Origin of the sequence: Microcoleus sp. FACHB-68, assembly GCF_014695715.1 — a bacterium.
GTDB lineage: Bacteria > Cyanobacteriota > Cyanobacteriia > Cyanobacteriales > Oscillatoriaceae > FACHB-68.
In genome coordinates this window covers 946,304-964,105 of record NZ_JACJOT010000008.1, presented here as the reverse complement: position 1 = coordinate 964,105, position 17,802 = coordinate 946,304, and the positions used below count along the sequence as shown (strand labels likewise).

At 47.3% G+C, this 17,802-nt stretch carries 16 protein-coding genes and 1 pseudogene; 6 read left to right on the top strand and 11 right to left on the bottom strand.

Going from position 1 to position 17,802, the window contains the following annotated elements; genetic code table 11:
- Positions 1-316: 316 nt before the first annotated feature.
- The 3 genes from H6F73_RS12905 to H6F73_RS12895 all read right to left on the bottom strand — a co-directional run bounded on the left by H6F73_RS12905 (position 317) and on the right by H6F73_RS12895 (position 4,523).
- Complete coding sequence (locus H6F73_RS12905) at positions 317-1,042, bottom strand: hypothetical protein (protein ID WP_190759128.1); 726 nt, start codon at positions 1,040-1,042, stop codon at positions 317-319.
- Between the two features lie 362 nt (positions 1,043-1,404).
- Positions 1,405-1,941: a cyclic nucleotide-binding domain-containing protein gene (locus H6F73_RS12900; RefSeq protein ID WP_190667146.1), complete on the bottom strand. Its 537-nt coding sequence runs from the start codon at positions 1,939-1,941 to the stop codon at positions 1,405-1,407.
- Positions 1,942-2,186: 245 nt separating this feature from the next.
- Positions 2,187-4,523 (bottom strand): NACHT domain-containing protein, encoded by a 2,337-nt coding sequence (locus H6F73_RS12895; RefSeq protein WP_190759127.1) that lies wholly within the window; start codon positions 4,521-4,523, stop codon positions 2,187-2,189.
- 165 nt (positions 4,524-4,688) lie between these two features.
- On the opposite strand from H6F73_RS12895, the gene H6F73_RS12890 reads away from it, so the two are divergent.
- Together H6F73_RS12890 and H6F73_RS27005 are read left to right on the top strand one after the other, a co-directional pair.
- Complete coding sequence (locus tag H6F73_RS12890; protein WP_190759126.1) at positions 4,689-4,910, top strand: hypothetical protein; 222 nt, start codon at positions 4,689-4,691, stop codon at positions 4,908-4,910.
- A gap of 174 nt (positions 4,911-5,084) precedes the next feature.
- Positions 5,085-5,216: a hypothetical protein gene (locus H6F73_RS27005; protein ID WP_277882605.1), complete on the top strand. Its 132-nt coding sequence runs from the start codon at positions 5,085-5,087 to the stop codon at positions 5,214-5,216.
- 127 nt (positions 5,217-5,343) lie between these two features.
- Here the strand turns inward: H6F73_RS27005 and H6F73_RS12880 are convergent, their stop codons facing one another.
- Complete coding sequence (locus tag H6F73_RS12880) at positions 5,344-6,198, bottom strand: hypothetical protein (protein ID WP_190759125.1); 855 nt, start codon at positions 6,196-6,198, stop codon at positions 5,344-5,346.
- 291 nt (positions 6,199-6,489) lie between these two features.
- Between H6F73_RS12880 and H6F73_RS12875 the strand changes: the two genes are divergently transcribed.
- Complete coding sequence (locus H6F73_RS12875) at positions 6,490-9,573, top strand: SMC family ATPase (RefSeq protein ID WP_190759124.1); 3,084 nt, start codon at positions 6,490-6,492, stop codon at positions 9,571-9,573.
- A gap of 64 nt (positions 9,574-9,637) precedes the next feature.
- Here H6F73_RS12875 and H6F73_RS12870 read toward each other — a convergent pair whose 3' ends face one another.
- Positions 9,638-10,012, bottom strand: a complete 375-nt coding sequence (locus H6F73_RS12870; protein WP_190759123.1) for a four helix bundle protein — start codon at positions 10,010-10,012, stop codon at positions 9,638-9,640.
- Positions 9,999-10,274, bottom strand: coding sequence for a hypothetical protein (locus H6F73_RS12865; RefSeq protein WP_190759122.1), 276 nt, complete (start codon positions 10,272-10,274; stop codon positions 9,999-10,001). The genes H6F73_RS12870 and H6F73_RS12865 overlap by 14 nt, the downstream gene beginning before the upstream one ends.
- Before the next feature lie 108 nt (positions 10,275-10,382).
- Between H6F73_RS12865 and H6F73_RS12860 the strand changes: the two genes are divergently transcribed.
- Positions 10,383-11,483, top strand: a complete 1,101-nt coding sequence (locus H6F73_RS12860) for a site-2 protease family protein (protein WP_190759121.1) — start codon at positions 10,383-10,385, stop codon at positions 11,481-11,483.
- Between the two features lie 268 nt (positions 11,484-11,751).
- Here H6F73_RS12860 and H6F73_RS12855 read toward each other — a convergent pair whose 3' ends face one another.
- The 5 genes and pseudogenes from H6F73_RS12855 to H6F73_RS12835 all read right to left on the bottom strand — a co-directional run bounded on the left by H6F73_RS12855 (position 11,752) and on the right by H6F73_RS12835 (position 14,746).
- The gene (locus H6F73_RS12855) at positions 11,752-11,979 is read right to left on the bottom strand and encodes a type II toxin-antitoxin system HicB family antitoxin (RefSeq protein WP_190759120.1); all 228 of its coding nucleotides are present in this window, start codon (positions 11,977-11,979) and stop codon (positions 11,752-11,754) included.
- Positions 11,979-12,200, bottom strand: coding sequence for a type II toxin-antitoxin system HicA family toxin (locus tag H6F73_RS12850; protein WP_190759119.1), 222 nt, complete (start codon positions 12,198-12,200; stop codon positions 11,979-11,981). Before H6F73_RS12850 ends, H6F73_RS12855 begins: the two co-directional genes overlap by 1 nt.
- A gap of 207 nt (positions 12,201-12,407) precedes the next feature.
- Entirely contained in the window at positions 12,408-13,082 is a 675-nt protein-coding gene (locus H6F73_RS12845; protein ID WP_190759118.1) for a hypothetical protein, read from the bottom strand.
- On the bottom strand, positions 13,082-13,714 hold the full coding sequence (locus H6F73_RS12840; protein ID WP_190759117.1) for an AAA family ATPase: 633 nt from the start codon (positions 13,712-13,714) through the stop codon (positions 13,082-13,084). Before H6F73_RS12840 ends, H6F73_RS12845 begins: the two co-directional genes overlap by 1 nt.
- A 124-nt stretch (positions 13,715-13,838) precedes the next feature.
- Positions 13,839-14,746: pseudogene (locus H6F73_RS12835) on the bottom strand (transposase).
- A 210-nt stretch (positions 14,747-14,956) separates the two neighbouring features.
- Between H6F73_RS12835 and H6F73_RS12830 the strand changes: the two are divergent.
- Together H6F73_RS12830 and H6F73_RS26560 are read left to right on the top strand one after the other, a co-directional pair.
- Positions 14,957-15,919 carry a glutathione S-transferase family protein gene (locus H6F73_RS12830; RefSeq protein WP_190759116.1) on the top strand — a complete coding sequence of 321 codons (963 nt, stop codon included), beginning with the start codon at positions 14,957-14,959 and terminating at the stop codon, positions 15,917-15,919.
- Between the two features lie 211 nt (positions 15,920-16,130).
- The gene (locus H6F73_RS26560) at positions 16,131-17,765 is read left to right on the top strand and encodes a chemotaxis protein CheB (protein WP_190759115.1); all 1,635 of its coding nucleotides are present in this window, start codon (positions 16,131-16,133) and stop codon (positions 17,763-17,765) included.
- The last annotated feature ends 37 nt before the right edge of the window (positions 17,766-17,802 follow it).

The following is a 17,802-nucleotide window of genomic DNA, read 5'->3' as shown; positions in this document are numbered from 1 at the left end:
GTCAGGTTTTGGTAAGAATTGCTACCCCAATTCCGATAAGCTTACCGAAAAACTTGAGAGCACCTACTAGAGGTGCTCCTGGGTTGGTGTGATGATGAACAACCGTATCTATAGCGGTTCTCCATTGGATGAAAAACTGGGAAAAGTCAGAAAGGCATTGGGGGGGTTCCCCCCAAACCCCCCATTGGTGGACGGTTGCGTCCCCCAAACCCCCTCCAAAAGGGGTGATCTGCTGAGCCTCATATAAGTGAGCACTGCTATATTTCAGCGCTGACGCACCCGATGCTGAGGGTAGCCGGCTTTGTTTTGCCGTAGGTTAGCGCAGCGCTAACTCAGAACGTAAGGTCAGATCCAGATCGGTATTGGGATTGATCACCACGACGGTATCTTTTTTGCGCCCTAGCAGCAGTCCACCGAGGGCACCGACACCAGCACCGCCGAGGACTTCTTCTGTGGCAATGGCACGATCTCCGGTGATTGCTGAGATGGCGGTTGCTGCGGCTGCACCGATGGCTGCACCTTTTAATATGTTGCCGGTACTGGCACCTTTATCGATCTTTTCGGTTTTTGTAACGACCTCAGAACGGGCATTCAGGGGGATGGGCCGGCTATTACGCCCCATTAGCAGTTCTTTGGCGACAAATTGAGATCCGCCGTTTGCCGGTCGCAGTTCCCCAATAATTTGACTGCCGGCAGGAATTAAAATGGTGCCGGTTGATGATTTGATGTTTTGGGCAACTCTTAGGGTTAGAGGTGCGGTTTCATCGGGCAAAACAAGGATTTTCTCGGCATCGTCATACCTAACTCGAATCTCTGTGCCGTATGGAAGGCTGGCATTAGCACTTGATGGGGGCGCATTCCACCGTCCGTTATTCGGGCGTGATCGGGGCGTGTTCTGTTGTCCGTTTTTCGGGCGTGTTGGCGGCGCGTTCCACTGTGCATTAGCCGGCTCTATTTGCACAAGCGGTGCGCCGGCAGCAAGGCTCATTGCCAATGCCATTAGCGCAGCGGTTTTAGATTGCCATTTTTTAGTTTTAAACATAGATAGCTCCCTCAGGAGACGCCTGTATTGGTAAAGCAAGTTATGCGTTGCTCGTATTTAGGTAGACCAGAAGTTTGCTGAAGTGTTCCTGAGCTTTTCCTATTTTAAATTTAATCGTTATTAAGGCTATTTAATTGAGAATTAATGCTTAGATTTCTTGAAAAACTCGATAATTTTTCTAATAGCTTAGGTGCGTTTTTTTACTTTGGTTTCTGAAATTGAAACGAATGTTTAAGTCAAAAACGCTCGGCTGCCGGCAGTTGTCATCAGCTTTGGCAACGGTTAACCCAGGCTTTTTATTGAAAAAAGGCCGATATGTGGGTGAGCATGAATAAATGCCACACCTGAATGGTTAGAAGCTGTTAGGAATTTTTGAGACGTTCAAGGAGTTGATCGAATCTGGCTGTCGCCAGTGCCATGTCATGAGGCGGCAGTGCTGCTAAGTCGTCGTCTTGCTGGTGACTCATGCGTAAGTCTTTATCATCACTGAACCAGTTAACGGCACCGCGCAGTCGGGTGGAAAGAAATTTGGTGATGGCTCGATAAAAACGTAAAGCGAAAAGCACGTCTAGCTGTAATTTTTCAGTTAAGGGCTGTCGCGGAATCGACAAAACAACGGAGTCTTCAATCGCTTTGACGGTGGCTGCCGGCGGGCGATCATCTACGAAAGACATTTCTCCCAAGACTTCGCCGCAACCGATTGTGCTGATTTCTCTGTTGCCTAAAGCCGCCATCGAAACGGTTAAGGTGCCCTCAAGTACGATGTAGAGTGCGTCAGTGGGTTTTCCTTCTTCGATGAGTACGGTGCCGGCAGCGATTTCTTGCCGGCTGCCGATTGTCAGCATCCAATCGAGATCCCGATCGTTTAACTCGCCGAGGATGAATAAAACTTTTCTCATAGATGGCTCATTGGCAACAGCTTGTTTGCCGTTATCTCTCAGATGCGGATAGGGTCTATACATATTCTCCCTCGATTCTCACATAGACAACAGCTGCGCCAATGCCTTCTTAGGCGAACGAGCGGGGTGCCAGCCGCACAGCCCCGCGCTTTCAGTAGTTTTACAGTTGACAGAAATTCTTTGTTTGCAGCATAGCGTGCCGGTGATTTGTCACCTAGAGGGGTCTGACCCCCCATTTTGCAGAGTTATGCGGGGTGCCGGTGTTTTTCAATCTCTGCAATGGGTAACAACAAGGTATCCTCTATTTCCTGCCGCACCTCACGGGACACATAACAATCGCTATTCAAGCAATTGATTAGCAACAAGTTCGCATCGTAATACCGCTGAAGCAGTTCCTTTTGCTGTTTACTGAACTGCCAATCGTGCCCAATATTGCAATATTTAATGGTTACGACTCTTAATTGCTCAATCCAAGCCCAACCATTATCTTTCCACCATTGTTTAAATATTTTTTCTTCATCATTTAGAACAGGTAATTGTTCCTTAAGTTCTTGCAGTGCTTCCTTAAGGTCGCGGTCGCGGGCGCGGTCGCGGGCGTAGGCAAAAAGGGGGGCGAGGACGTGGTCGAGGGCGAGGTCGCGGGCGCGGTCGAGGTCGAGGGCGTGGTCGAGGACGAGGTCGAGGGCGAAGACGCGGACGAGGTCGAGGTCGAGGGCGCGGGCGAGGGCGCGGTCGAGGTCGCGGACGAGGCCGCGGTCGAGGTCGCGGGCAAGGTCGCGGTCAAGGTCGCGGTCGAGCTTGAAGTAAAAAGCCCGAACTGCTGCTGATTTATATGGAACGTCAAGTGAATCAGATTTCTCCCTGAGCCATATCAAGAACTCCTGCAACTTCTGATCATCTTCTAGAAGCAAATCGACCTGCTTTTTCATGAGCAACAACAGCCGATCTGCACTTGGCGACATCCCAACAGCGAGTAAAAAGACTTCTCGCCAACGCCTTTCAGTGATGTGGTTGACCAGATTTTGCAATGCTTCCTCTGATGATTGATTGCCGACAATAATCTCTCTAGCCGTGAAATACTCATGAAATGTCAAATGGGAAAAAGAGTAAATTCCCTTAGCCCTTTCTACTAATAACCCGTGTTGAGCTTCTATTGATTGCAAGACTTTCTCACTATCCAATTGCAATACTTCCAGTTCAGTATTAGCATCAGGTAAATTACGGATGTAATCTTTAATGTAGAGTTCTGCTGCTTTTTGCTTGAAGAAATAGTCTCCCTTCTCAAATGTAGTTAGGGCTATTTTGCTAAGTAAATCTTCCTTGCGTTGAACGGATAGCTTTTTGTAAATCTGATAGCGCTCAATTCCGCGCTTGGCATCCCATTTTTTCAGCAGGGCATCCAGTCCTTCTTTGTACAGTTCAGAACGATTTGCCGGAAAATCTCCGGATTCTTCAAAGACCAAACATAAGAGCGTCAGCAACAGCGGATTTGTGGCCAGCTCTCTGATTCGTTGATTATCTTGAATACGTTTAAGAAAAGTTTCCGCTTTTACGACTTTACCCTTAAACCATTTATTCGCAAACGTGGCCATTTGCTCATTATCAAAATCAGCGACTTCTACATCTGTAAATTTATTGAAGATATATTCCTGCGCTGCAATGCGACAAGTCATTACAAAGTGATTATCACTATTCTTATCAGATAAATTACGAATTTCCTTTAAAACACAGTTGCTCTCGTCTTCTCTAACTTCATCCAAGCCATCGAGTAAAATCAATGCTCTGCCGTGGGCGATCACCTTTTGCATAGACGCAGAATTTTGTGTTTCTGCGCCGTTAGAAAGTTGCTGACAGATGTATTCCAGTAATCCGGATTTATTTGTAGAATCTGCAAAGTCTTTGAGAGTGACAAAAATTGGCACGCGATCAGCTTGAAAATTTCCCGCAATACACTGCATCGCTACATATTTCATAAACGTGGTTTTTCCCGCTCCCGGCTTCCCCAAGATCATCAGCTTGGTATATTTCTTGACGGCTTCCAGTCCCGGCACTCGTTCTTCAGCGATTTCACTAAGTCCAAAGCGCTCAAAATCATCTGAGTTGCACACTTTCAATAGTTCAGAAACTTCTATACGCCGATTTCTTGTAATTTTCTCCAGAATATTGACATTGGTGTAGATATCATTCAACCCTATAGGCTGAGTCATATCCAGCACGCGCATTGTACTGCAACGTTCTTGAATGCCGGGTTTCACCTTCTCTCGCACTTCTTGGACTAACGCATTAATGTTAGAGTCTGAATCATGAGGAGTTGAGGAAGCAGACGCTTTCAACAGTGAGTATCGTTTGCTCAGATATTCCCGTAATCGGTTTTCCTTAACTGGGCCATTGCCACTAATCTTGAATTTTTTGTAAATGCCTGATAGCCGGGTACTCAAATTACTATCTGAGATATGTAAAGCCTGTGTAACTTCCACTCGACTCTTGCCATGACTAAATATCGCCACGAAGACCTCCCTTTCCCCCTGCGATAACTCCCCATACTGTTCTAGTTGAGTCAGAAAGTCTTCTGGTAGCGACATTTACTATTTCCTAAATCTCTTAAACCAGTCTAGCCAAAGTTTTCCCAAAAAATTTAGCTAGTCAGGGAATGTCAGAACAAGTCAGGCTAAGTCAGAGCAAGTCAGGTAAATCACTCTTAAATAAAATTGCGACAGTGTCCTTAGTAAATAACTAAGGTCATTGAAATGGTTGAAAATCTTGTTCTTCTGGCTCTAGAGAAGTCTACCGACATTGTTCTTGGAATCCGGCTGAAGAAGTTCTGGGAGTCGGTGCTAAGTGATAGCAATATCAAGCGTGCAAGCAACTTATTGAAAATGCAAATTCTCATGCTGTATCTCGATTGGGTTTTGCTCAAAACACCTGTAAAAGCCATACCAAAGCGAGAAAAAGAGAATTTAAGTCAGTAGACATCCACAGATGAGAAGTGATCGCCCAATCTCAAACCTTAATTTATAAGGTGCTGCCGGTGATCACTTCCTAGCCAAAGGAGATTAGGCGCACACAGAATAAACCGGCCTCGATGGGTTTAATTGTTTTAAAATAATCCTGTAGCGTGAGCGCCTAACCACCGAGGCTAACCCATGACAAAAACAGAAATCTTGGAAGCACTAAAGCAGATGAGTGCAGACGAGCGCTTAGAAATCATCGAATCTATCTCGCGGATGATGCGCGAAGAAATAGAAGAAAAGGCTAGACTGAATGCTGAAAAATAGCAGAAGTTAGCAGTAGCAGCAAAAGCCGCACTTCCAGACTATATGCCCGGAAATTCGCTGCATGATTTATGGTTATCTGACAGTGAAGATGATTACTAATTTACTAAGAAGTAAATTTAACTCGTGGCTACCCTTCCTCTAACTTTTCAATCAATTCTGCTGCTTCAATTAAAGAAGCAACCGGCCTTTCACCTAGATAAACTTTATCTAATAATTCTATGGCTTGCCGGCTGAGAATCCAATTACCGGCATCCTCTGGATCGGGTTGCAATTGCGCTTCACCTCCTGCCGCACACACCAGATCGAACATCCAATCAATATTTTCCTCAGTTTCTCCCTTCTCCATCATTTGAAACAGTTTGCCCAACCGTTTATTTCCTTGCAAACGAGAAGACACCAAATCCACCACTGAGATGCCGGTTTGCGCTTCTACTCCCTCAAAAATATTATATAAATAAGTGCAAGCCTCACTATCGGTTAAATCGGGCAGCCGGCGCTCAATTCGTTGCAGCAAATTCTCTACAAACGGCACTCCTAACTGCGCCTCTAATACATCAATTGGCGATTCGTCTTGAATGACAATCACGCCTGATGTCACCATATCGTCAAAATTCGCTTGAAAGTCTGCCGGCAATTCTTTTAAGAGTGTTTCACTCGCTTGCCGGCTCATTTTTAATCCCTGCTCACTTGTGCTGAAATCTCTGCCGGCTTCAAATCCATGTTCTATTAAAAGTTTATAGAGAAGCGTTACCGCCTCTTGATACATTTCTTGCAAAGCTTCCTGCGGCAGTAGATTGCTATATGCCCAAATTTTATCTTCAGCCGGCAGCGTTTCTATCACCTCAAACAAAAGAGACGCCATCTGTTTTGCGGAAATGCGCTGCTCGAATTCAGAAATTTGCTTATCCACTACCGCGACATCGTGAGTCTTGATCGCCTTGGCAATTAAACTCTTTTCACGGCTATAGCCAAATCCTTTCATACTATTATTTTCCTTTAAGCTAGTAAATCTGTTAGGGAGAGGGGCATGGGGCATGGGGCATGGGGCATGAGGAGATTTGATAGAATCTTATGGGTTGCCCGCAAAAATGTAAACAATTGTAAAATTAATTGATAAATAGCTGTAATCCTTAGTCTGACTGGCACACAATAGTTATTTGGAATGCTCAACAGTCAGACAACATGGAAAGCAACAACAGCCGGTTAGGAAAAACTGAAAACGGAAAAGACAAAAGATTGCTGCTCATTTTAAATTTATAACCTTGACTTTATTATGATTCCGCATCAACTGATCCTAAAAAACTTTCTAAGTTACTCTGACGCAACCCTAGAGTTTGCCGGCTTGCACACCGCTTGCATTTGTGGGCCGAATGGTGCCGGTAAATCTTCCCTACTCGAAGCGATCGCCTGGTCGATTTGGGGTCAAAGCCGCGCCGCCTCGGAAGACGATATCATCCACATGGGAGCCAAAGAAGCCCGTGTCGATTTTACCTTCCAGAATAACGATCAAATCTATCGCATTATTCGCAGCCGGCAGCGAGGACACGCATCTGGCTTGGAATTTCAAATAGCCACCGGCGACGGTTTTCGGGCGTTAACCGAGCGCGGCGTTCGGGCGACGCAAGAGAAAATTATCCAACATTTGAAACTCGACTACGAGACATTTATTAACTCTGCTTACTTGCGCCAAGGTCGAGCTGATGAATTCATGCTCAAGCGCCCCACCGAACGCAAAGAAATTTTAGCGGAGTTGCTCAAACTCAACCATTATGACGAATTAGCAGAACAAGCAAAAGACCGTTCTCGCCAATTTAAAGGTCAGATAGAAGTATTAGAGCAGAGTTTGCAATCAATTCAAGCTCAACTGCAAGTCAAGCCGGCAATTGCCCAAGAACTCGCGCAACTCGAAGAAATGATCGCCCAGTTGCATCGTGAACAAGACAGTGATCGGCAACAATTGCAACAACTGCAAGCCCAACAGCATCAGCGGCAAACTTGGCAACAACAGCAAGTGTGGCACCGGCAGCAATACGATCAACTCAGCAGTGAATGCGATCGCTTGCAACAAGAACTTGCCACTACGCGCCGGCGACAGCAAGAATTAGAAGCACTTTTGCAACAGCAACAAGCAATTGATGCCGGTTACGCCCAATTCTTGCAACTACAAGCCCAAGAAGAAATTCAAGTTTCCAAGTGGCAAACTCACCAAGACATTCAAGAACGCCGGCAGCAGGTGCAACAGCAGCTGACGCAACATCTGTCCTATCTTGGCGGCCAAATTTCTTCAGCCAAAGCCCAGCTAGACGCCTTGTTGCAACAGGAAGAAGAAATTCAGCAAACCCTGAAACAAGCGCCTGAAATAGAAGCCGGCATGGCTCAATTGCAACAAGCGCGGGATAGACTGGCCGGTTTAGATCAGTTGCAAACTCAAGTCGCCCCCCTCATTCAGCGCCGCAACAGCCTGCAAACTGAACTGGAACGCGCCCATGCTCGGATGGGTGCCCGTCTGGAAGAACTTTATAACCAAGCTTACCAACTGCAAACGCAGCAACAACATCAGCCGCAACTGCAACAAGCTGTTATAGAAGTGGCGAATCAGTTGGAAGATTTAGAGAAAAAGCGCGTTTATCAGCAGCGAGTGCGGGAAAAAGGACTGGAACGGCGCAGCTTTATGGAACGCCTGCAAGCGCATCAGCGAGATTATGAGATGAAGCTCTCAGAAATGGAGCAAAAAATGCTGATGTTGCAAAAGGGAGCAGTTGAGCAGGAAAGCCGGGGAAATTCTGCGATTTCACTGATGAACTCACAATTTCCGCCCTGCCCCTTGTGCGATCGCCCCCTAGATGAACATCACTGGGACTTGGTGATGGAAAAACATCAAGCGGAACAGCAAGAAATTCTCAATCAGTTGTGGGTGGTGCGAGAGCAACTGGCCACATCCGAGCGGGAGATTCAAGTTCTGCGAACGGAATATCAGCAGCTAAGCCATGAACTGGCCGGTTATGACGCCCTACGAGAGCGCCGAGGCAGTTTGCAGGCACAATTAGACGCCACAACATCTGACCGGCACCGGCTGCAACAATTGGCAGAGGAAAAAGAAAAGCTGGAGCGATCGCTCTCCACCGGCACTTATGCCACGGAGGTGTATGCAGAACTGCAACAGCTTGACGGGAAATTGCAACAGCTCAACTATGACGAGAAAGATCACGCCCTGACTCGCGGACAGGTGGATCGTTGGCGTTGGGCGGAAATTAAGCAGGCAGAAATTAAAACCGCAACGCGCCGGCAAGCGCAAATTGATGCCCGCAAGCCAGAACTGCAAGCGCAAATTGCCCAACTCACCCAGGATCTCGAACAGCAGCAAACATCTTCCGAATTCTCCCAACAAATTGCCGGCCTTGAGCAGCAGTTGGCTGAACTCGGTTATGACCGGCAAGCCCATAAAGCAGTCAGTGAAGCCAGAGGCAAGGCGCAAACTTGGCTGGCGCGTTACCAAGAATTGCTATCCGCCCGTGAACAGTACCCGCAACTGTCTATCAGGACAGAGGAGCTAACCAGCCGGCTGCAAGTGCGAAATCAAGACCGGCAGGGGATTGCAAATCAAATTGAAAGCATTAACCGGCAGCTATTGGAAACCCCGGATGCCGGTACTAAGATTCAATCCTTAGAACAGCAAATCTCAGCGCGACGCACTCAGCTAGATAGCCGGCTGGCGAGTTTGGGGCGTTTGCAACAACAACAGCAGCATCTTGAAAACCTCCAGATACAACTAAGCGAACAGCAGCAACAGTTGCAAACCGGACTCAGACAACAGCGCGTTTATCAGGAACTTGCCGCAGCCTTTGGCAAAAATGGCATCCAAGCGCTGATGATTGAGAATGTGCTGCCGCAGCTGGAAGCGGAAACCAATCAAATTTTATCGAGGTTAAGTGCAAATCAGTTGCACATCCAGTTTGTGACGCAACGAGCCGGTAAAAGCAAAAAAGCATCCTCTAAGAGTGCCGGTAAACTCATCGACACCTTAGATATTTTGATTGCCGACGCCCGTGGCACGCGCCCTTACGAAACCTACTCTGGCGGGGAAGCCTTCCGCATTAACTTTGCCATTCGTCTCGCCCTCGCCCGGTTGCTGGCACACCGTTCTGGTACAGCCTTGCAAATGCTAATTGTGGATGAAGGTTTCGGGACACAAGACGCAGAAGGATGCGATCGCTTAATTTCTGCGATCAATGCCATCGCCCCAGAGTTTGCTTGCATTCTCACTGTCACTCATATGCCGCAATTCAAAGAGGCTTTCCAAGCTCGGATTGAGGTGATTAAAACCCCCAATGGGTCTAAAATCAGTCTTTCTGTTTAATTGGGGCATGGGGCATTGGGCATTGGGTATTGGAGATTGGGCAAGTGTAATTTTTTCCCTTTCTCTATTCCCTATGTTCCCTATGTCCTATTGATTTTAAGTAAGCATTAAGTTTGGGTAATAGTTCATCAGTAATTGGTTTAAGCCGGCCTACCTGTTCACTGCTCAAGAGTTGCCTTGCATAGGCTAATCTTAACCAGTTTATGGTTTCGTATAATGAGCCTCTGGCAATCTTTACAAAACGCCGATTGTCTTGGTCATTATACCGACCTCTGCCTTCGGCGATATTGGCACAAATACTATCTGCCGAGCGAACAATTTGCTTACCTATTGTATCTTGAGCAAAAGTGTTCCACTGCTTAACAATATCCCAAATATTATTAGCCAAGCTCTCCGCTAATTTATAAACCTCCAAGTCTTCAAAATCAGGTCTTGCCATAATCACCCCGTATCTCAGCAATGCCCCATCCCACCGCTTCGCGGAAGCAAGCTAAGGACGCGGTAACTACGATATCAAAAACCCATGCCCCATGCTCCATGCCCCATGCCCAATCCCCAATCCCCAATGCCCCATGCCCATTGCCCCATGCCCCATGCCCCATGCCCCATGCCCCATGCCCCATGCCCCATGCCCAATCCCCAATGCCCCATGCCCCATGCCCAATCCCCAATGCCCAAAACCGAACCTTAAGGGACGGCAACCACGCTAGTGGAAAACTGAAAGCCTTGTTTACGCTTCGTTACAATAGAGAAGTCGAGAGGCCAAATTAAGCTTCTCTTCTCTAAGATGTACTAAAAAGGAGCCGAGAATGAACGGCAACATCCGCGTAGGCAACTTATTTGGGATTCCATTTTTTGTGAATCTCTCCTGGTTTTTAGTTTTGGGCTTAGTGACGTTCAGTTATGGTGGTGGACTCGCAGCTCAATTTCCGGCAATGGGCGGCGCGATGCCCTGGGTGTTGGGATTTGTTGCGGCGCTGTTGCTGTTCGCTTCTGTCTTAGCGCACGAGTTGGGGCATAGTTTTGTCGCCATGCAGCAGGGAATAGAAGTGAAATCGATTACTCTGTTTCTGTTTGGTGGTTTAGCAAGTCTGGAAAGAGAGTCAAAAACACCGGCAGAGGCGTTCTGGGTGGCCATCGCAGGGCCGGCAGTTAGCTTTTTACTCTTTGGTTTGTTTACAGCCATTGGCACCGGCATCGGTCTGACAGGGCCGGTTGCGGCAATTGTGGGACTCCTCGCTTCGATTAATTTAGTCCTGGCTGCCTTTAACCTGATTCCTGGTTTACCTCTTGATGGCGGTAATATCCTCAAAGCCGCAGTCTGGAAGTTCACCGGCAATCCTTATAAAGGTGTTGTGTTTGCCAGTCGCGTCGGTCAAATTATTGGCTGGATTGCAATCGCTACTGGGGTGTTCGGCAACTTCTGGAATTTGTTAATCGGCTTCTTCTTACTGCAAAATGCCGGTCGCTCTGCTCAGTTTGCCACAGTGCAAGATAAATTAGCCGGTTTGACGGCTGAAGATGCGGTGAATCCGAATAGTCCGATTGTGCCGGCAGAGTTGACCCTGAGAGAATTGGCAAACGAGTACATCATTGGCAAAGCAACTTGGCGTAAGTTCTTTGTCACCGATACTGAAGGGCAAGTGTTGGGCGCGATTTCGGTTGACGATTTGAAAGCAATTCCAACTGATCAGTGGCCCCAAACTCAAGTGAAAGACTTGATGAAACCCATCGAATTCGCTAACGTCGTTAAACCGGAACAATCGTTACTAGAAGTTGTGACGTTACTGGAAACAAAACAGCTAACTGAGCTGCCGGTGATTCGTGAAAACGGAGCGATTGTCGGGCTTATAGAAAAAGCTGCGATTATCAGCTTACTTGAGAAAAGAGCGCAAGCCAATCCCGCTTAACTAGCTTTCTTTAATTCATAACTTATTATTTCCTCCGGACAGTTCAAATACCGTCCGGAGGATTTGTTTTTGTATTCACCTAATCTTCTTTTGCAGAAGTAAAGTGATTGAATTTTAACCACAGATGATAGCGCAGCGTAGCGCTAGCCATACACAGATAAACACAGATGAAAGATCAACGTAGATGAATTGGATATGAGCCACATTCTGCCGGCGCAAACGCAAAATATTATATGTTTGAAATCTGACAACTTCACCTTACCAATTTTCAAGCAAACTGAACGTTTTGCTCTATAGTTTTAGGTTCTGGGAGGGGTTTACCCTCTGCCTGATATTCTTCTACTAAAAGCTCTAATACTTCTTGTGCATTCTTTAAAGCTTCTTCGTAGGTATTTCCATGAGTGTGGAACTGTTGGGATGGAAAATCGGGTAAGTGAACGAGGTAGCAGTTATCTTCATTAGACCAGTGAATAACAACTGTGTAATGTAATTGCATTATTCTGACTCGCCCTCTTCAATTGCTTTCAATCTCTCAAGTTTTCGGATAACTTCTCTCTCTTGATAGAGTTTGGCATCATCGCCGTCATTTCCAGCAATAGTAATGGGTTCACTAGGTAGCAAAGGATGAATCCATCTCGTATGACTGCCTTTTGCCGAACGATAAGTGAACCCGGCTTTCAGCAACAGGCTTTTGAGTTCTCGAATCTTTTTAGGCATGAGAACATATTGGAATTGTAGCAAAGTCGGGGCAAACCGGACTTAGTATTACCTGCGGAATCTGCGGTTAATTGTTGCAACACCGGCACCGGCACAAATGAGATTAATCTTATTTCCTTTTCCCCTGGCTACATGATCCCCCCACATCCCAAAAGAAAGGTAGGGGGGTTCTATTTGTAGCGCCTCAAAATAAAAACCGTATAACTTTTAGTCAAGCATCCAACTATTTGCGCCGGTGTCAGCCTTCTCCTGGCTTAGGGGGAGAACAAACCGCTCAAATCTTCCTGGCGCTTTGATGAATTCTTGCTGTTTTTTAACGAGTGCCGTCTCTTTTTGTTTAGCCGGTTCCTTGTCTTTTTGTTTAACGGGTTCCTTGTCTTTTTGTTTAACGGGTTCCTTGTCTTTTTTCAACGCCTCGATTTCTTCAATGAGTTTTGAGTTGGCTTCTGCAAGTTGCAAGGCTGCTTTTTTAGCTTCCTCAAATTCATTTTTCTTGTGCTGAGCGCGATCTAGCTTTTTCTGCAAGTCAGTAACGGAGGTTGTTTGCTTGTCTAACTCAGATTGTAAGTCAGCAACGGATGCTCTTTGAATGTCTAACTCAGACTGTAATTCAGCAATTTGTTGCTGTTGAGATTCAACTGTTTGGTGGGCTAACGCTAGAGATGCGGTTAATTCATTGACAATGGCTTGTAATTCAGCTTTGGTTGGGGCTGTGCGTTTCGGGCGAGTGTCGTCATGTTCTTCTGTTTCAGCCTCGTCTTCTGTGTCTGCTTCCTCTTCTAGAACTTCTTCAACCTGAGCTTCTAGAACTCCCTCAGTTTCTGAATTCGGGAATTTTTCCGCTTCTTCATGTAACAAGTCTGCAAGCCGTTTTTTAGCCATTATTTCCTCCAGTCACGCTGTATTTCTTCTGCCACGCGGCGGTAATCTGCTTCAGCTTCTCGTGCGTTTTTTCCTTTCGCTTTTGTAATGGGAACTCCATCAAGTGCGGCTCTTTCGTGTGCTTTATATGCACGCACAAAAGCATTGCAAGCGGGGATTCCTAATTCGAGAAGTGTGTTTTGAGCCTCTAGTGCTTCTCCTAAACTCCGCGTATCCACTCTAGTTAGAAGCACCCGATGGGCGGTTCCCACCGGCATGATGGCTTCCCGTACGGTTTCAATCAGCACAGTTAGATCCATCGGCGCTGGAGGTGTGGGCAAAACCACATAATCCGCACTTGCCACCACCGCCGCTAAAGCTTCGGATCTCAGCGCCGGCGGTGTATCTACGACGACTATCTCGTAGCCTTCTACCTTCCGCAAACGCCCCAAAAGTTTCGGATCTGTATTTCGAGACAGATCGAAGCCCATTTTTTCCTCCCCACGCTCAACCCACCAAGAGGCAGATCCTTGAGGATCGGCATCGACTAAAAGAACGCGTGTTTTCTCCGAGAGGGCAGCAGCCAAATTGACTGCCGTCGTGGTTTTCCCGACGCCTCCCTTACCGTTGATGATGGCGATGATTCTTGGCACTGCAAATTCCGACGCTGACTTCCCTGAAATATACCGCTTTATGGGGTCGAATTCTCTCAGCCGATGGTGTTACTTATTGACATCCTCCCCACCCCGCTATTGCTGGGAGTGGGGATTCTCATCATCACTGATGAGACTTTCTGGTTCTACGAGCAACCTTACTTTTCTGGGTTTCCCCATAATCGCAGTGGGTCATCTCATCCCCAGACGTGACTTTCCGAGTGCCCCTCGGTAGTTGTGCTAAACCTTGTAATGCTTTCGCCAAAATGTTGATGGCAGCATTCGTGTCACGATTATCCAAGTACCCGCACTTGTTACATTTATGGGTACGAGTGGATAAGGATTTCTTCACTTCACATCCACAGTTGGAGCAATTCTGGGACGTGTAATGAGGTGCAACCGCAATGACCGGCACATGAAACACTTTTCCAAAATACTCCAACCACTGCCTAAACAATGTCCAGCTAGCATCAGAGATTGACTTGGCTAGATGATGGTTCTTGACCATATTCTGCACTTTTAGGTCTTCAATGGCTACCAAGTCTGCCGACTGGACAAGCGCCCTTGCGGTCTTAACCACAAAGTCTTTACGCCGCCTTGATACCTTGAGATGCGTTCTCCCTAACCGCTTGATGGCTTTAATCCGACCCTAAAGGTAATGGTTAATCGGTCATCCGATAATAACCAGCCATCGACTTTGTACTCAACAGAACCGTGAGTCTGATGTTTTTTAAATTTAGGGAAGCCTTTTTTGGCTGTAACTTCTTTCTTGCAGTTCTCAAAGAATCGGGCAATGGCACTCCAAGCTCTTTCGGCGCTAGCTTGACAAGCTTGAGCTGAAAGTTTTTTGCACCAATCAAATTGTTCTCTGAGTATTTTGCAATATTTATTGAGGTCGTATTTCGTAACCCCAGTATTGTCCATCCAGTATCGCAGGCAGGAATTACGCACAAAACGGGCAGTCCGAATCATTTCATCCAAGATGGCGTACTGCGCGTTTGTTCCTCGTAATTTTGCCTCAAATACTAGCATGGTTGTCTTGAATCTATGCTGAACATTCTAACTTAGGATACAGGAATGGTAAAAAGCAGGTACGTTGAGTAATGCTTTTTACTTGGCAGTACCTCCGGCTAACTCCACTTCGTTACGTTGAAGCCGCAGTCCTATCGCTCCCCTAAACCCCCACGTTACGATAGAACTAAACTTGAAACATCACTTAGCAGGAACAAAAGGAGACAATTTATGGCGCTAGGGATGCTGGTTGATGGCAAATGGACAAGCAAACGAGAGCAAGAAGACTCGCAAGGTAAGTTTATCCGTCCTTCAACGACGTTCCGCAATTGGATTCGGGCAGACGGTTCTAGCGATTATCTGCCAGAAGCCGGTCGTTACCATCTTTATGTTGCCCTCGCCTGTCCTTGGGCACAACGCACGCTGATTATGCGAAACCTGAAGGGTTTAGATGAGGCGATCTCGATCTCAATCGTTGATCCGTTTATGGGGGATGACGGATGGTTTTTTTCTGAAGCACCGGCTTGCATTCCTGATAGTGTAAATGGGGCAAAATATCTCAGAGACATCTATCTAAAGGCAGAACCTAATTTCACGGGACGGGTGACAGTGCCGATACTGTGGGACAAGAAAACCGGCACCATTGTTAACAACGAATCCCGCGAGATTATTCGGATGTTAGATACCGAATTTGAGGGGGTGGCAAAATCAGATATCACTCTCTATCCTACAGATTTGCGGGAGAAGATTGACCAGACAATTGATGCGATTTACCAGCCGATTAATAATGGTGTTTACAGAGCCGGCTTTGCGACGAAACAGGAATCCTACGAAGAAGCGGTTACGGAACTCTTTGATAATCTTGACCATTGGGACGAGGTGTTGAGCCAGCAGCGCTATCTCTGCGGTGATCGCCTCACTGAAGCAGACGTGTGTATGTTCACAACTTTATTGCGATTTGATGCCGTTTACTACGGGCATTTCAAATGCAATTTGCGTCACATTTGGGACTACCCAAATTTGTGGAATTACTTGAAAGATATTTACCAGCAGCCCGGAGTTAAGGAAACGTGCGACCTGAACCACATTAAGCAACATTATTACAAAAGCCACAATCAAGTTAATCCAACCGGCATTGTTCCCAAAGGGCCAAAACTTGATTTAGATGCGCCCCACTCTCGCGAACGCTTTTGACGCGTTGAAAAACTTCTGTCATGACTTTTATTCTCCCCTGACAGTGTGGGGAGTATTTTATGGGGAATTTTGCCACCGATCTCAGCAGGAAATTGGGGCATCATGATAACAACAACCTTCTGACAAAATTCGGCAAACCATTACTTGAGGCGACTCACCCTTTTATCGTAATAAGATAGAGCTGTGAGCGCTGTTCAAAAAGGAGAGGCAAATGCCCGGTCACGATATTATCGTTATTGGAGCCTCCGCCGGCGGGCTGGAAGCCTTGAATAAACTGGTGGCTGGTTTGCCTAAAGACTTGCCGGCTGCATTGTTCATCGTCGTTCACATTCGAGCCGAAACAAAAAGCTTTCTCCCGGATATTCTCAGCCGATATGGGCCTTTGCCGGCGGCTCACCCTAAAGATTATGAGAGGATCGAACACGGACGCATTTATGTAGCGCCGCCAGACTACCACCTGCTCGTCAAAAGCGGCTATATTCGTTTGGTGCAAGGGCCGAAGGAAAATGGCACCCGTCCGGCAGTCGATCCTTTGTTTCGCACAGCCGCAAGAGCATACGGACGCCGCGTGGTAGGGGTGGTGCTTTCGGGCACGCTCGACGATGGCACTGAGGGACTTATAGAGTTAAAGCGGCTGGGTGGTGTCGCTGTTGTTCAGAACCCGGATGATGCGCTTTTTTCGGGGATGCCCAGCAGCGCTATCGAATACGCAAAGGTTGACCATATTCTGCCGCTCTCATCCATAGCACCGGCGTTGGTAGGTCTAGCCCATGAACCAGTAGTAGAGGACGGAGGAAAGGCTGTGTCTAGCGAAAGCGGAATTGATGGCAATAGTGACATTGTGGAAGTGGATGGGGCTGGATTGCGGCAGCAAGGGCACCCTGGGCCGGCCTCAAATTTTACTTGTCCAGATTGCGGCGGGACGCTGTTCCAAGTGCAAGGCAAGGGTTTGCTGAAGTTCCGGTGTCGTGTGGGCCACGCCTATTCAGGGCAGACTTTGGTTGCGGGGCAAAGCGAGTCGCAAGAGGTGGCGCTGTGGGCCGCAATTCGCTCTCTAGAGGAGCGTGCAGAGTTGATGCACAAGATGGCTAAGAACGCTCGCGAACGGAAAAATATCAAATCAGCAGAGCGTTATGAAATGCAAGCAAAGGAGGCGGAACAACGTGCTGACTCGATCCGGCAAACGCTGTTCCAAGGTCAAGTGCCGGTGATTGAGAATCCAGATGAGCCGGCAGTTTCATCGAGTGAGGGTGAGGCTGTAGAGGCTGCGTTTAAGGTGGTGGTGCTGGTAGGGGAAGCCGGCGGGCGTTTGGCTTTAAGTTATATCCTGCCGGCTTTACCCGCCAACTTGCCGGCAGCCGTCATCGTACTCCAGCGCCTTGATACCGAGTCCGATTCTACTTTGATGGCGGATGCTGTGAGCCGGTCTCATAGCTTGCCGGTCAAACAGGCACAAGAAGGAGAGCAACTGCAACCGGGCGTTGTCTACGTTGCGCCCCCAAATGAGCACTTGCTGGTAACTCCCAATGGCACTTTCTGCCTTTCTCAGGCGGTACTGGTAGACTTTGCGCGTCCCTCCGCCGACTTGTTGCTTCAGTCAGTTGCAGCGAGTTTCAAAGATCGCGCGATCACCGCAATTCTTTCTGGCACCGGCAGTGATGGGGCATCCGGGGTGCGGGCGATTCAAAAGATGGGTGGCAAAACGATTGCCTTGGATGAAACTACAGCTCAATTTTTTGAAATGTCTCGCGCTGCCATTGCCACCGGCACTGTAGATTCGATTCTGCCACTCGATGAGATTGCGCCTGCGCTTGTAAATTTAGTAATGGCAAATCGTGACGAATAATCTATCGAGAATTCGTTTGTAAAATGAGTGGGCAACT